The sequence below is a fragment of the Roseivivax jejudonensis genome (genome assembly GCF_900172265.1).
Lineage (GTDB): Bacteria > Pseudomonadota > Alphaproteobacteria > Rhodobacterales > Rhodobacteraceae > Roseivivax > Roseivivax jejudonensis.
Genome location: NZ_FWFK01000005.1, coordinates 75693 through 90474 on the forward strand (window position 1 = coordinate 75693; position 14782 = coordinate 90474).

The 14782-nt window shown below is 68.1% G+C and carries 9 protein-coding genes; 5 read left to right on the forward strand and 4 right to left on the reverse strand.

What is annotated here, in order from left to right; genetic code table 11:
• Window positions 1-184: 184 nt before the first annotated feature.
• From ROJ8625_RS13960 to ROJ8625_RS21495, 3 genes are all read left to right on the forward strand, one after another.
• On the forward strand, window positions 185-3442 hold the full coding sequence (locus tag ROJ8625_RS13960) for a choice-of-anchor L domain-containing protein (protein WP_085792527.1): 3258 nt from the start codon (window positions 185-187) through the stop codon (window positions 3440-3442).
• Between the two features lie 185 nt (window positions 3443-3627).
• Window positions 3628-6168, forward strand: a complete 2541-nt coding sequence (locus ROJ8625_RS21490; RefSeq protein ID WP_085792528.1) for a calcium-binding protein — start codon at window positions 3628-3630, stop codon at window positions 6166-6168.
• 181 nt (window positions 6169-6349) lie between these two features.
• Window positions 6350-7822 (forward strand): calcium-binding protein, encoded by a 1473-nt coding sequence (locus ROJ8625_RS21495; RefSeq protein ID WP_085792529.1) that lies wholly within the window; start codon window positions 6350-6352, stop codon window positions 7820-7822.
• Window positions 7823-7831: 9 nt separating this feature from the next.
• Here the strand turns inward: ROJ8625_RS21495 and ROJ8625_RS13975 are convergent, their stop codons facing one another.
• Entirely contained in the window at window positions 7832-8677 is an 846-nt protein-coding gene (locus ROJ8625_RS13975; protein WP_085792530.1) for a sulfotransferase family 2 domain-containing protein, read from the reverse strand.
• A gap of 10 nt (window positions 8678-8687) precedes the next feature.
• Window positions 8688-9506 carry an ABC transporter permease gene (locus ROJ8625_RS13980; RefSeq protein WP_085792531.1) on the reverse strand — a complete coding sequence of 273 codons (819 nt, stop codon included), beginning with the start codon at window positions 9504-9506 and terminating at the stop codon, window positions 8688-8690.
• 97 nt (window positions 9507-9603) lie between these two features.
• Here ROJ8625_RS13980 and ROJ8625_RS13985 point away from each other — a divergent pair, with 97 nt between their 5' ends.
• Together ROJ8625_RS13985 and ROJ8625_RS13990 are read left to right on the forward strand one after the other, a co-directional pair.
• Window positions 9604-10902, forward strand: coding sequence for a KpsE/RkpR family capsule polysaccharide export protein (locus tag ROJ8625_RS13985; RefSeq protein WP_234984272.1), 1299 nt, complete (start codon window positions 9604-9606; stop codon window positions 10900-10902).
• Between the two features lie 30 nt (window positions 10903-10932).
• Complete coding sequence (locus ROJ8625_RS13990; protein WP_085792532.1) at window positions 10933-11607, forward strand: ABC transporter ATP-binding protein; 675 nt, start codon at window positions 10933-10935, stop codon at window positions 11605-11607.
• Here ROJ8625_RS13990 and ROJ8625_RS13995 read toward each other — a convergent pair whose 3' ends face one another.
• Both ROJ8625_RS13995 and ROJ8625_RS14000 read right to left on the reverse strand, forming a co-directional pair.
• Window positions 11608-12429: a hypothetical protein gene (locus tag ROJ8625_RS13995; protein ID WP_085792533.1), complete on the reverse strand. Its 822-nt coding sequence runs from the start codon at window positions 12427-12429 to the stop codon at window positions 11608-11610.
• Window positions 12426-14738 (reverse strand): rhamnosyltransferase WsaF family glycosyltransferase, encoded by a 2313-nt coding sequence (locus ROJ8625_RS14000; protein WP_234984273.1) that lies wholly within the window; start codon window positions 14736-14738, stop codon window positions 12426-12428. The genes ROJ8625_RS13995 and ROJ8625_RS14000 overlap by 4 nt, the downstream gene beginning before the upstream one ends.
• Window positions 14739-14782 lie beyond the last annotated feature (44 nt).

Below are 14782 nucleotides of genomic sequence, written 5' to 3' on the forward strand. Positions count from 1 at the left end.
GCGCGTCCGCCTGTGGCGGGCGCGCGTCGGTTCGCGGCGCAGTTGCAGGGGCAGGGCGCTCCGGCTTTGACAGCGTGACGCGCCGGTGCCTAGCGTCTGCTCGAGGGCCCGCACGACAGACAAGTCCGGCCCGGCGAACACCCGCCGGGACCGATGCGGGCAAGAGGCAGAGCGGTAGGACAGAATGGCCATTATCCAGTCCCGTCCCGTCGGGTCCGCGACCCGTAACGCGACCATCGACGGCTCCGCCGGAGCCGATGTCATTCCCGGCATCGCGGGCGAAAGCAACGTCCTGAGCGGCCTCGGCGGCAACGACAGGCTCGTCGGCGCGGAGCTGACCGATTTCCTCTTCGGGGGCTCGGGCGACGATACGCTGATCGGCGGCGCTGGCGGGGATTTCCTGCAGGGCGACGCCGGCGACGACGTCTTCATCCTCGGCTCCGGTGACGACGTGATCCACGGCTTCACGCCCACGGGCACCGAGCCTGAGGGCTCCGCCGACGAGATCGATGCCTCGGCGCTCGCCTTCGCCGGCAGCGGCACGGCCGGCCTTTCGCTGACCTTTTCGGCCGACGGCGCCGGCAGCCTCAGCCACGGCGGCGATAGCGAGGGCGGCAGCGCCACATTCACCGGCATCGAGCGGATCCGAGGAACCGAGCGTGACGACGACATCGCGGGCGGCGCCGGGTTCGAGACGATCATCGGCGGCGGCGGCGACGACGTGCTCTCCGCCGGGGCGGGCGGCGCCGACATCACCGCCGGCGCCGGGGACGATACCGTGACCGTGGGCGCCGGGGCCGGCAGCTATTCCGGCGGCGGCGGTATCGACGCGCTCTCGGGCGAAGGCGTCGGCGGGCCGATGCGCATCACGCTCGACGCGGCCGGCCGCGGCACGATCACCGCCGGCGGCATGGACAGCGACTTCTCCGGCTTCGAGATCATCACCGGCGGCGCGTCGAACGACACCATTCTCGGGTCCGAAAGCGACGACATCCTCGAGGGCGCGGCAGGCAACGACACGATCGACGGCGGCGGCGGCACCGACGAGGCGCTCTTCGACGCGCGCTCGGTCGAGGCGCAGTTCTTCGTGACCGAAGCCGGCGACTATCAGGTCTCGGCCCCCGGTCTCGGCACCGACCTGCTGCGCGACATCGAGACGTTCACCTTTTCCGACGCCACGCTGACCCTCGACGACGTGCGCCTGATCGCCGAGCCTGCGCTGGGTGACGATGGCGGCGACGACGATGACGGCGGCCGCCCCGACGACGATGACGACGATCGCGACGGGCTCGGTCAGCCCGTCGATGCCTTCCCGCCCGTGGGCGAGGCGATCACCTCGCGCGGTGACCCGGCGATCGCCGCGGTGCTGTTCGGCACCTCCGGCATCACGCCCGACAGCATCGACTACGTGGGCGCGCCGAATGCCATCGCGCTCCTGCCCGAAGGCTACACCATCACCGACGGTGCGACCTCGATCTTCATCGAGCGCGGCATCTTCCTGACGACGGGCGGCGGCCCCGGCACCGAGAATACCGAGAACGACTTCTCGGAAAACCTCAACGAACCGGGCGATCCCCGCCTGACGGTCACCGCCTCCAGCGCGTTCCCCGAGGCCGATCAGACCAACGACGCGGCGGTCGTCACCCTGACCATCGACGGCGACCAGGTCTCCACCGGCACGCTCGCGTTCGAGCTCTTCTTCGGCTCCGACGAGTATCCGGAGTTTGCCGACAGCGCGTTCGTCGACATCGCGGCGGTCTACGTCAACGGCACGAACTACGCGCTCTTCGGCAACGATCCGAGCCAGCCGCTGTCGATCGTCGGCGACGCGATCAACACGCCGGGCAACTTCTTCGACAACACCGACGACACCTTCGATACCGAGTATGACGGGTTCTCGACCCTGCTGACGGTGCTCGTCCCGATCGAGCCCGGCATCAACGAGGTGGTCATCGGTATTGCCGACTCGGGCGACTCGATCCTCGATTCCGGCCTTTTCATCGGCAACGCCGAGGCCACGACGATCGACGCCACCGGCACCTTCGTGAACGTGATCGGCACCGGCCTGTCCGACGATTTGAGCGTCAACGCAGCCCCGCAGATCGTATCGCTCAACGGCGGCGCCGACACCGTGACGGGGCGCGCCGCCAACTTCGGCTCTGACATCATCCGCGGCTGGAGCGACAACGACCGGCTTGTCCTGAACGGCAACCTGAGCGCCGCGTCGATCCTCACCACGCTCACGGCCGACGGGATCGAGATCGGCATCGACGCCAACGAGAACGGCACGCCGGAATCCACCTTCACCGTCGCCGGTGACTTCTTCGCAGCCGACATCATCGTCACCGACACCGACAGCGGCGTCGAGATCAGCAGCGTCGGCGTGCGGCCGGCCGCGCCGGTCGTGCGTCAAGGCGGCAACGGCAACGAACGTCTGTTCGGCGACACCGGAGACGACGACATCGACGGTGGCGCCGGCAACGACAGCATCGCCGCGGACGAGGGCGACGACCGGCTGGCCGGTGGCGCCGGCAACGACGAGATTCTCGGCTCCGCCGGGCGCGACACGATCCTCGGCGGCGCCGGCAACGACCGCCTTCAGGGCAACGATGACGCCGACACCATCCTTGGCGGCTCTGGCGACGACGACATCAACGGCGGCGGCGACAACGACTCGCTGTATGGCGAGGCGGGCGACGACACGATTTCCGGCGGCGCCGGCAACGATACGATCGGCGGCAGCGACGGCGGTGACCGCATCTTCGGCGGGTCGGGCAACGATTTCATCGGTGGCGGCTTCGGCGCCGACCGCATCCGCGGCGGCGACGGAAGCGACACGATCGGCGCGGGCGAGGGCGATGATTTCGTCGTCGGCGACGGCGGCGCCGACCGGATCGCCGGCGGCGCCGGCAACGACGAACTCGACGGCGAATTCGACGATGACATGGTCGCCGGCAGCTACGGCGACGACCTCGTGATCGGCGGGCGGGGCGACGACGACCTCGGCGGCGGCAGCGGCCGTGACACGCTTGTCGGCGGGCTCGGCAACGACACGATGGGTGCCGGTCTCGGCGACGATACGGTGCGCGGCGGCGATGGCGACGACTTCCTCGCCGGCGGCGGTCGCGACGACCTGCTCGACGGCGGAGAGGGCAACGACACCCTCAACGGCGGCAGCGGCAGCGACATCCTGACCGGCGGCGCGGGCGCGGATTTCTTCGTGTGGAACGCGCGCGATGCGGGCGACATCGACATCCTCACCGACTACGAGGACGGGATCGACGTGCTCCGCGTTTTCGGCGCGACGGCGGACGACCTCGAGGTCACCGAGACCGTGCTGGGCGGCACGCTCTACGCGGTCGCCGAATTCGGCGACCTGCAGATCTGGTTCGACTCGGTCGCCGCCTCCGAAATCGACGCGAGCGATTTCGGACTGCTCTGACAGCGGCGGGGCGCAGGCCGGGCCCCGCCAAACCTCTTCGAATTCCGCAATGAGTCTTTCGAGTCACGTATTGGATCCAAGATGTGTCCAATCCGGTGGAAAGACTTCCTTAACGGATTGGTCGCTGTATTCCGGATGAGCGGCAAAGCGCGTTGCCGCATTCCCGGAATAATATTGAGACGGCCATGCAGATCACATACTTCGGCGACGACCAGTTCTTCCTCAGCGAAGCATTCTCTTCCGCGGACGACCGCTTCGAACCTGAACCGATAAGCTTCGGCAGCACCGAAATCGTTCTCGAAAACTCCGACACCGGCGCGATCACCACGCTCACCGGGTCCGGGTTCTCGCTCGCAGGGAACGGTGAGCCGAACGGCGGCGTGATCACCTCCATCGAATTCTTCGACACCGTCGACGGGCCGGACGACCTTGTCACCGTGGCCGTGATTGACGGCATCACCTGGACCCTCGTCGATTTCGTCGAGGCGTTCGACGACGCGATCGAGGATGGCGATCTCGACGCGGTCGCGGACCTGTTCTCGCAGGACGGGCCGATCGTCTTCGACGCGTCCGCAGCCACGCTCTGGCTCGACATGTTCGACTTCACCGAGGCGTTCCGCCTGGTGACCGAACCCGTGCAGGTCACCGGCAGCAGGTTCGACGACTACCTCGTCGGCACGCCGCAGAACGACACCTTCGATCCCGGTGAAAACGACGGCTATGACGTGCTCAAGGGCTCGGAGGGTTCGGACACCTACGACCTCGGCGCGGGCACGCCGGGCAGCTACTACGCGCTGGAATACAACGAGATCGACGGCCCGATCACCGTCTCGATCAACACCGTCCTCGGTACCGCCACGATCACCGACGGCGACTTCACCGACCGTATCCTGAACATCCGCACCGCCACCTTCGAGGACAGCGGCGACGGCATCGAGATCGCAGGCACCGGCCGCGACGACACGTTCACGATCCGGCAGGCCGACCGCAACTGGATGGCGCTGTCCGGCGGCGACGGCGACGACACCTTCAACCTTCAGATCGAGGACGGCGGCACCGTCCGCATCTACAACAGCTGGGATGGCGGCGAACGGGCCGAAACCGGCGTGACCGCGAACCTCGCGACCGGTATCGTCGAGGATGCCTTCGGCGGCGAGGACACGATCAACGTGTCGGGCGACGGCCGGCTGGAATTCGGCGGCACCGACTTCGCCGACGAGATCACCGGCAGCGCGCGCCGCGAAAGCTTCATCTCCAACGGCGGAAACGACACGATCGACGGCGGCGGCGGCATCGACCGCATCCGCTACGATCGCTCGCGCATGGAAGAGATGGTCATCGACCTCGAACTCGGCCGCGCCGAGGGCAGCCGGGACGGGGTCGCCTTCGTCGACACGCTCCGCAACATCGAGGAAGCGCGCGGCAGCCGCGTGAACGACACGATCCGCGGTTCGTCGGATGACGACCGGCTCGAGGGCCGCCAAGGCGACGACGTGGTGTCCGGCCGCGGTGGCGACGACACGATCGAGGGCGATGCCGGCAACGATACGCTGAACGGCAACGACGGCGACGACCGGCTCGAGGGCGATCTCGGCGACGACCTGATCGACGGCGGCGAGGGCGACGACCGCGTGGTCGTCGGCGCGACACTCGAGAACGCCGAGGTGACCGAGAACGCAGACGGGTCCATCGTGATCGCCTCCGCGGCGGGCACCGACACCTACGTCAATATCGAGACCTTCATCTTCGATGACGTCCGGCTCGACGTCGACGACCTGCTGGAGGCCGGCGGCAGCGGCGGCGTCCCGGGCGACAGCGTGCAGGGCACCGACGGCGATGACACGCTGACGGCCACCGTGAACGATGACACCGTGACCGGCGGCGGCGGCAATGACACCATCGACGGTGATTTCGGCGACGATGGCGTCTTCGGCCAGGACGGTGACGACGTGCTCGACGGCGGCCGCGGGAACGACAACATCGCCGGTTCGGTCGGAAACGACGCCATCACCGGTGGCAGCGGCCGCGACTCCATCGGCGGCGGCGAAGGCAACGATTCGATTGCCGGTGAAACCGGCGACGACACCATCGGCGGCGGTGTCGGTGACGACCGGATCGACGGCGGTGCCGGCGACGACGTGCTCGCGGCCGGGGCCGGCGACGACGGCATCATCGGCGGCGCAGGCAACGACACGATCGGCGGTTCGTACGGCAGCGACAGCGTCGGCGGCGGTTCCGGCGACGACAGTCTCGGCGGCGGCTTTGGCATGGATCTCGTCGAGGGCGGCGACGGCAACGACTCGATCGGCGGCGGCGAGGGCAACGATACCGTGCGCGGCGACGACGATGACGACTTCCTCGCCGGCGGCGGCCGCAACGACATCGTCGATGGCGGCGAAGGCAACGACACCATCAATGGCGGCTCGGGCAACGACACGCTCACCGGCGGCAGCGGCGCGGACCAGTTCAACTGGATCTCGACCGACAACATCGCCGGTGACGTCGACGTGGTGACCGACTTCGAGGACGGGGTCGATACACTCCTCTTCGCCGGGGTCGCCAACGCGCCGGGCTCGGGCCTCGCCGGCCGGGTCGAGACCCTGTCGATCGACGACACGACCTTCAACGGACAGGCCGCGGCCGAGATCGAGTACGAAGGACAAACCGTCGTTCTCCTCGGCGTATCGGCCGATGCCCTGGGCGTCGACGACTTCCTCTTCGTCTGATCCAGACCTCCGCCCGGGCGCAGATTATTGCGCCCGGGCGAACAACACACTTCCGATCCTGCGCAAACCATGCCTCTCGCGGAAAATTACTTCCGCGGGGACGAAGATTTGCTATTCTCCGCGCACCGCTTTTGTGCGCTAAGCTCAAGTAATTTCGAATCTATCCATAAAGGTTACACTCATGGCCACCTTTACGATTTCCGGTATCCAGTTCGTCTCCAACGTCCGGGGCGAGGTTATCTCCACCCCGCGCGCGGCGGACTTCGTGCTCGAGGGCAGCGACAACCTTGCGATCACCTTCTCGCCGGATGCCGAAGACGAGCTTCGCGCCTTTCTCGACGTCGGCGCCGGCCGGCTCGACCGCGTCAGCCTCGACGGCGCGCCGATCGATCTGCTCGATGATCGCTACGAGCTCTACCTCACGCCCTATGTCCTCGACGGCGTGAACTCGACGCTCGCCTTCGTCATCGACGCCGACAGCGCCAACGCACAGCAACTGTCGGTCAGCGGATACATCTTCACGCTCGCGGGCGAGCCCATCGTGACCGGCGTTCCGTCGGCGCAGGACCTGCAGACCGCACTCTTCGCGACCGACACCATCGCGATCGAGGACGCGCCCATCGCTCCGGGCGACACCGTCGCGGCGACGGACTTCTTCGGGGTTGAGATCGGCGAGTCCGCGCCCGTCGACTTCGGCCTGCCGGCCGCGTTCGAGGATGCGCCGGAGGTGCCCGACACTCCCTACGACACCCAGCCGGCAACCGAGACCACGCTGTCCGGAACCGACGAGGCCGAACAGATCATCGGCGGCACTGCGTCCGAGCGGATCGAGGCCGGCGCCGGCGACGACACGCTCGGCGGGCGCGAAAACGACGACGTCCTGCTGGGTGGTGCCGGCGACGACGAGATCGCGGCCTCCGACGGGAACGATTTCGTCTTCGGCGGTGACGGCAACGATTCGATCGGCGGCGGTCTCGGCAACGACCAGCTCGAGGGCGAGGCCGGCAACGACACGCTCGGCGGCGGCTTCGGCGACGACTACGCCGAGGGCGGCCTCGGCAACGACGTTCTCGCGCTTGGCGCCGGCAACGACACCGCCGTCGGCGGCGAGGGCGACGACACTGCCGGCGGCAGCCAGGGCACCGACCTCGTGTTCGGCGGCGTGGGCAACGACAGCCTCGGCGGAGGTTTCGGCCAGGACACGCTCGTCGGCGGTGAAGGCGACGACTCCATCGGCGGCGGCGAGGGCAACGACGTCGTCTTCGGCGGCGACGGCGACGATTTCCTCGCCGGCGGCGGACGCGACGACGCGATCACCGGCGGTGCTGGCGACGACACCATCAACGGCGGCGTCGGCAATGACACGATTTCGGGCGGCGAAGGTGCGGACCTCTTCGTCTGGAGCGATGCCGAGCCGGGCAACGGATCGGTAGATTTCGTCACCGACTTCGAGGACGGCGTCGATCAACTGCGCTTCGACAACGTGCCCTTCGTGCCGGGCAGCGGCCTTCAGGGCCGACTCGATTCGCTGGATGTTCGTGACGAACTCGCCGGCGGCGAAACGGCGGCAGTGCTCAGCTACAACGGCGATACCGTCGTGCTGCTCGGCGTGTCCGCCGCGGACCTGACCATCGAGGACTTCGTTTTCCTCTGACCGGACCGCTCAGCGCGCGCGGGCAAAGATCCCCCCGACCCGCGCGCGCAACGCGTCCGACAGCGCGGGCGGCCCCAGCGGGCCGCCGCGTAACCGTGGATCCGGCCGGTAGGCGAAGGTCGCGAAATCCACGTCGTAGAGCCGCGCGATCCGCGCGATCGTCTCCTCCGACAGGAAATTCGCGTAGCCGAAGGCATAGCCTGACACCTCTTGCGCCGCGACCCGGCCGAGATAGCCGTCATGCGCATCGCTCTCGGCGACCGGCGTCCGGTTCTCGACCTGCGGGGTATAGCGCAGGCCCAGCGTCCGCCCGAGCGCGGCCATCTCGGTCTCCAGCCGCTCGACATGGACCACGTGATCGTATCGAAAGCTGCGATCGCGGGCGAGTGTCGGCGGAATCTGCGTGTCCCAGTGCCCGTTCACCGGCACGTCCGGCCCCGGCCGGTCGGCGAACAGCGCCTCGATCTCGGTCAGGAAATCCTCGAAGCTCATGGTGTTGGCGTCGGGATAGGCCCCGGTCCGCGCCACGTAGGCATCGTGCAGATCGCGCGCGAAGGGTTCGAGCTGCCGGCGCGTCGACAGCGGCCGCCCCTGGTAGACGCAGAACTTGTTGAAGTAGGCGCTGATCGCCCGGATCGTCGGATGCCGCACCACGATCACCGCGGCATAGCCGTCCCGGTCGATCAGCGGTCGCAGGTCGGCCAGCGGCTGCGAGGTCTGGTGGAAGTATTTCTTCTGCGCCGGCGGCTCGGCCATGTTGTCGGCCAGAACGCGCCAGAGCGTCGTGCACGCTGCCTTCTGCGACCAGAAGAAGACCGCCTTGCGCTGGTGGTCGGCATATCCGCGCCAGCCCATGTCCCACGCCTCAGATGTTGATCATGTCGCGGTTGTAGCGACGCAGCAGCACGAGGCCCACGGCGAAACAGACCGCGCAGATGGCGAACACGTACAGCTTCGAGACATAGCTGGCATCGTAGGTGGCGTAGACCCCGTCGCGCGACACGCCGACGATGTGCACGATCGGGTTCCACCACAGCCAGTCGCGATAGGGCATCGGGATCTGGTCGTAGAGAAAGATGATGCACGAGATCAGGAACAGAGGCCGGTTCAGAATCGCCCACACCCGTTCCCAGATCGGGTAGATGGTCAGGAAGTACGAATTGAGCGTGCCGACCGAGATCCCGAGCGCGAACGCCATCGCGTAGCTCATCGCCATGTCCGGTACGTCGAGGATCATGTCGAGATCGTAGAGCACGATGATGCCCGTGAAGAGGCAGATCCCGATCAGCGTCTGGGTGATCGCGTTCAGGATCGCGCGCGCGATGATCGTGTCCATGAAGGTCACGCCCGGATAGGCCAGCAGCGGCTTGGAGAAGCGCTGCGCCATCGCGATCTTGTTCTGCAGATCCATGTAGGCAAAAAACGGCAGGACGCCGGAGGCGAAGAAGATCGCGAAATTCGTGCCGATCGCCGGAGAGCGGAACCCCGTCGCAAAGACCAACGTCAGAAGCCCGATGCCCGCCACCGGCTCCAGGATCGCCCAGAGATAGCCCATCGGCGAGCGGCCATAGGTCGTCGACATCTCGCGCAGCATCAGCGCCGCGATCACCCGGCCCGTCGCAAAGCGCCGCGCCGGCGGGCGGGCGCGGTCGCGGGGCAGCGGCGGAAGCGAGACATCTGACATGAGCGCTCTCTGGCATAGCGGCATCGCCTTTGCTAGAGGAAGGCGCGGCCGACGCCCGAGCCGGCGCCGCATGGCATCAGGGAAGGATGATCCCCACGTGCAGAAGCCCACACCCACAGCCGGAGCCGCCAATCGTCCACAGGAGACGAGCCGCGCCGGGACCCAGGAGGTGCCCGGCTGGCTGAAGGGCCAGCCCACCCCGATGAAGACCGGCCGCCGCCCTGACCAGGCCGGTGTCCCGCCCCAGGGCGATGCGCCGGTGCGTCCGCCCGCGCGCCCGGCGGAACCCCGCCGGCGTCACTGGCTTCTCGGGCTGTCCTTCATCCTGTGGGTCGTCGTCCCGGCGCTCGTGGCGGCGTACTACCTCTTCTCCGTGGCGCACGACCAATACGCCAGCCGCGTCGGCTTTTCCGTCCGCACCGAGGAGATCGGCTCGGCGGTGGAGCTTCTGGGCGGCATCACCGAGCTGTCGGGATCGTCCTCGTCGGACACCGACATCCTCTACGAATTCATCGGCAGCCAGCAGATGGTGCGCGCCGTGTCCGACCGCCTGCCGCTTCGCGAATTCTACGCGATCGACGGCGACCCGGTGTTCACGCTCGGCGATGATGCGCGGATCGAGGCGCTCTGGTCCTACTGGCAGCGCATGGTCAAGGTCTTCTACGACCGCGGCTCGGGTCTGATCGAGGTGCGCGTGCTCGCCTTCGAACCCGACCAGGCACAGCGCATCTCCGAGGTGATCTTCGACGAGAGCAGCCAGATGATCAATCAGCTCTCCCAGATCGCCCGCGAGGACGCGATGCGCTATGCCGAGGACGAACTCGCCCGGGCCGAGGATCGCCTGCGCGAAGCGCGGCAGGCCACCACCGCGTTCCGCAACCGCACCGGCATCATCGACCCGCTGGCGGATATCCAGGGCCAGATGGGCGTGGTCAATGCGCTGCAGCAACAGCTGGCCGAGGCGCTGGTGGAGCGTGGGACGATCCTCGAAAGCAACCCGTCGGATCCGCGGATCGCCGATATCGACAGGCGCATCCGCTCCATCCGCGGCCAGATCTCCAGCGAACGCTCGCAAATGGCCGAGGATGTCGGCGGCTCCGAGGAAACCGGCCCCAACGGCCGCTCCTATTCCCGGCTTCTCGAGGAATACGAGGCGCTGCGCGCCGACCAGGAATTCGCCGAGGAGGCCTACGTCTCGTCACGCGCCGCGCGCGACAGCGCCCTGGCCGAGGCGCAGCGACAGTCGCGCTACCTCGCCAGCTACGTCGCGCCCACGCTCGCCGAAACCGCCGAGTTCCCGCGACGCTGGGTGCTGCTCAGTCTCGTCGCGGGCTCGCTGTTCCTGACGTGGTCGATCGGCACCATGATCTATTATTCCCTGCGCGACCGCCGCTGAGCGGGCGCGGGATCCGGGCGACAGGCGGCGATGATCGAGCTTCGCGATCTCTGCAAGACCTTCATCCTCCACGGCCGGCGCAAGGTCGTGGCGGACCATATCAACGCGGTCTTTCCCACGAACCGCACCGTGGCGATCCTCGGCCGGAACGGCGCGGGCAAGTCCACGCTGCTGCGGATGCTGTCGGGCTCGATGGATCCCGACTCCGGCCGTATCGTCGCTCAGGGGACGGTGTCATGGCCGGTCGGCTTCGCGGGGTCGTTCCACGGGGAACTCTCGGGGCTTCAGAACACGCGGTTCATCGCCCGGGTTTACGGCGTCGACACCGATGAGCTCGCCGCCTTCGTGGAGGAATTCGCCGAGCTTGGCGATCACTTCAACCTGCCCGTGCGCACCTATTCCTCGGGGATGCGCTCGCGCCTCGCCTTCGGCGTGTCGATGGGCATCCACTTCGACACCTACCTCGTCGATGAGGTCACCGCCGTGGGCGACGCCAGCTTCAACGCCAAGTCCGACGCCGTGTTCAAGGAGCGGATGAAGACTTCGGGCGCGATCATGGTCTCGCACTCGATGCCCAAGGTGCGCCAGCTCGCGGACCACGCCGCGATTCTCGAAGACGGCCAATTCACCTTCTACGAGGACGTGGAGGCCGCGATCCACGACCATTCCGAGCTGGTCCGCGCCCACAAGGCCAAGGCCGGCTGACTAGTCCGGCTTCAGGCGGTTGTCGTAGCCGAAGGCCTCGAGGATCTGCGCGTTCTCCTCGGCAAACATCTCTTCGATCACCGCGCGGCGTGCGGCGTTGCGACCCGAATCGGGCCGGTCGACCTTGAAGAATGCGGCGTGGTACATCTGTTCGATGACCGAGTTGGGCACGTGCGGCCGGCGCAGCGCCGCGGCGATCCGGTCGCAGTCCTCCATCCGGAGCGACGGGTTCGTCTCGTGTCGCTCGACGCTCCAGTCGAGGGGAAGCGCGCCGATCAGCTCTTCCACCACCGGCTTGATCTCGCGATGTCCGGCGACCCGGATCGGCGCGTCGCCGGCGATCCGCTGCCAGTTCGTCAGGAACCGCGCGGCATTGAGCTTGTCGACCCGCCGCACGATCAGGTCGCGAAAGCTGCGTCCGTCGTAGGGATTGCGCGAGGCGAGGTAGCGCGGAAAGTGCTGCTTCATGAACTGTGAATAGTCGCCGAACAGGAAGTCCGAGAACGGGCGCAGGAACGCGATCACCTGTACCTCGGTACCGGTCTTGCCGGCGATCTTCATCAGTCGCTGCGCCGTCCGCGCCTTCGAGAACAGGTCTTCGTGGCTCAGGACCACGGTCTCGACGCCGTCGGCGAACCAGCCGTCGATCTCGGCGCGCGACACTTCGGGCAGCGCACCGGCATTGCCCGGGTGCCCGTCGCCGGGGTCAGGGTAGCGCACGCCGTGCTCGGTCAGCACCGACGCGTTCTTCAGCATAACCCGCTGCAGGTAGGTCGAGCCGCACTTCGGAGAGCCGATATGCAGCACGATCCGCCGCGTCATGCCGCGTTCCGCAGGAGCATCGGCGCCACCCGCGCGGCCAGCCGATCGATCGCTTCGTCGACCGACAGGCCGAGCGGCCCGAGGTCGATCCGCCGCTCGTCCGCCGTGACCGGCGGCATGTCCCACGCGCGCGACAGTGCGGCGGCCAGCGCGCGCGGCTCGGGATCCGCCGACAGGATCGCCGGCGTCAGCCGCGACAGGTCTTTCGGTCCGAACCCGTTCGTCACCACGCGCATCCCCGAGGCCGCCATCTCGATCGGCGGGTGCGAGGGATGCGGCGAATACATCAGCGACAGCCCAAGGTCGGATCCCGCCAGGTAGGCAGGGTAATCTTCGTAGGGAAGTTTGCCGAGGCTTTCGAGCGTCACGCCGTTCGGCATCTCGAGCGGCGCATGCGGCAGGCCGATCGACACCAGCTCGATATCGTCCGGGCCGAGCTCCCGGTCGCGCAGGAACCGCGCGAGGGCCTCGACCGATGTCGCGTACATGTTGCGCGGCACTTCCGGCCGCCCGTAAAGCGCCAGGCGCCGGGGTTGGCTGCCGCCGCTGCGCGGGCTGTCCGCGTAGCGCGAGATGTCGATCGACGGACGGAAGGCCAGTGCGCCCGATTCGGCAAATTCGAAGCCCTGCTGCGCGAAATAGTCCCTCAGGAGCGTGGTGTTGAACACCGGCTCGAAGTCGAAGCCGTAGCTTTCGGCCGCGTCCGCGTATTCCGGGCCCCACGGATAAAAGTTCGGCTCGTAGTCCTGGATCAGGTAGACGAACCGCGGCACCGAATAGCCGTGCCGGCGGATGAGCGTGTCGGAGATGTGGGCGGTCCACCACGCCGTGGCCATGAACACGTCGCCGGCATGGGCGGGCAGGGTGTCCGACTGGACCCCGCAATGCAGCGACACGCGGTCGCCCGCGCCCGACGCGGCGGCCTCCCGCGCCAATCGGCGCAGCACGAAGGCGCGCGACGCCGCCGGCGAGGAGATCGGCAGGTCGGTCGCGACGAACCGCACGCGCATTCCCCGCGCGGCCAGCCCGAGCCCGAAATCGAGCGCCGTTACGATCCCCGCGAAGACCTCCGACGGGTTGAGCGTCGGCACGAGGACGGTAAACGCCGGCTCGGGCGCGTCGAACGCGGGCACCCAGCGCGGCAGCTTGCGCTCGTCGATCTGCGCCTCGTACGGCTCCGGCGCCTTGCGCTGGCCGGCCAGGCTCTTCGGAGCCGGCGGCGGCATGCCGGGCGCGAGGCTGTAAAGCCGGGTGTCAAAGCCCCGGATGGCCGCGTCGCGGCCCGGGCCGAGCGCCTCGCGCATGGTCCAGACCGTGCGGCCGGTGCTCGCCACCCAGAACCCCGACGCGATCCGGGCGAGCCCCAGATGACCCCGCGCCGCCAGCTTCGCCGCGTCCCATAAGTGCATGCCCGCGCCGAAGGTGCGCCGCAGGTACGGGCGCAGCGGGCGCAGCCGCGCGGTGCCGGCCGGAAGGCGCCCGTCGGCAACCGCGTCCACGATACGATTGTGCGTCGCATGGGCGAGATAGCGGGCGAGCGCGTAGGCCGCGGCCTCGCGGCGCAGCGACATCATGTCCGGCAGCTTGGGCTTGCCGGCCGCGCCGCGCAGCCAGCCGCGTGTTCGGTCGATGGCGCCGTGTGCATTCTTGCCGTGCTGGCGATACTCGACCAGCGGGGCGTCCACGAACCCGACTCCGCCGGTCGCCGCCGCGATCAGCCCGAGCCACAGGTCGTGATAGAAATGCACGCCCGATTGCGGCGGAAACGGCAGCGACAGTTCCGCCACCCGCAGCCGCATCATCGACGTCATGCCCGTGATGACGTTGCGGTAGAGCAGCCCGCGCAATCCCGGCCGCTTCTGCCGCCGTTCGAAGCGGAACATCGACGGCGCGATCTCGGTCGTGCCATCGGCCGCCACGAGCCGGGCGTCGGAATGCACCATCTGCAGATCGGTGCCGGACAACGCCGCCGCGCCACGCGACAGCCGGTCCTCGTGCCAGATGTCATCCTGGTCGGCCAGCGCGATCAGCGGCTCGTCGTCGAGCGTCCGCGCCAACTCGACCGCCGCGCCGAGCCCCGCCTCGAAGGCGCGCACGGCGTCGAGCTCCGAATCCACATCGACCAGCACGGGGTTCAGGCCGTGCCGCCCCGCGACCTCGGCCACGAGCGACCGCGAGACAGTGTCGGCGATCACCGCGATCAGGCGTACCGTCACGTCGCGCTGGCGCGCGATCGAGGCGACCTGCGCCTCCAGATGCTCCGGATCGGGCCGGAACACCGCCATGACGACGAGCACCGGTGCGCTCATTGCATTTGTCCCGTTCCTGATGCGCGGATGCGGCGTGACCGGAC

Coding starts and splice junctions, on each gene's coding strand:
- ROJ8625_RS21495 (WP_085792529.1), top strand. CDS start 6,350: ATGGCCACCTTTACGATTTCCGGTATCCAGTTCGTCTCCAACGTCCGG.
- ROJ8625_RS13975 (WP_085792530.1), bottom strand. CDS start 8,677: ATGGGCTGGCGCGGATATGCCGACCACCAGCGCAAGGCGGTCTTCTTC.
- ROJ8625_RS21490 (WP_085792528.1), top strand. CDS start 3,628: ATGCAGATCACATACTTCGGCGACGACCAGTTCTTCCTCAGCGAAGCA.
- ROJ8625_RS13990 (WP_085792532.1), top strand. CDS start 10,933: ATGATCGAGCTTCGCGATCTCTGCAAGACCTTCATCCTCCACGGCCGG.
- ROJ8625_RS13980 (WP_085792531.1), bottom strand. CDS start 9,506: ATGTCAGATGTCTCGCTTCCGCCGCTGCCCCGCGACCGCGCCCGCCCG.
- ROJ8625_RS13995 (WP_085792533.1), bottom strand. CDS start 12,429: ATGACGCGGCGGATCGTGCTGCATATCGGCTCTCCGAAGTGCGGCTCG.
- ROJ8625_RS14000 (WP_234984273.1), bottom strand. CDS start 14,738: ATGAGCGCACCGGTGCTCGTCGTCATGGCGGTGTTCCGGCCCGATCCG.
- ROJ8625_RS13960 (WP_085792527.1), top strand. CDS start 185: ATGGCCATTATCCAGTCCCGTCCCGTCGGGTCCGCGACCCGTAACGCG.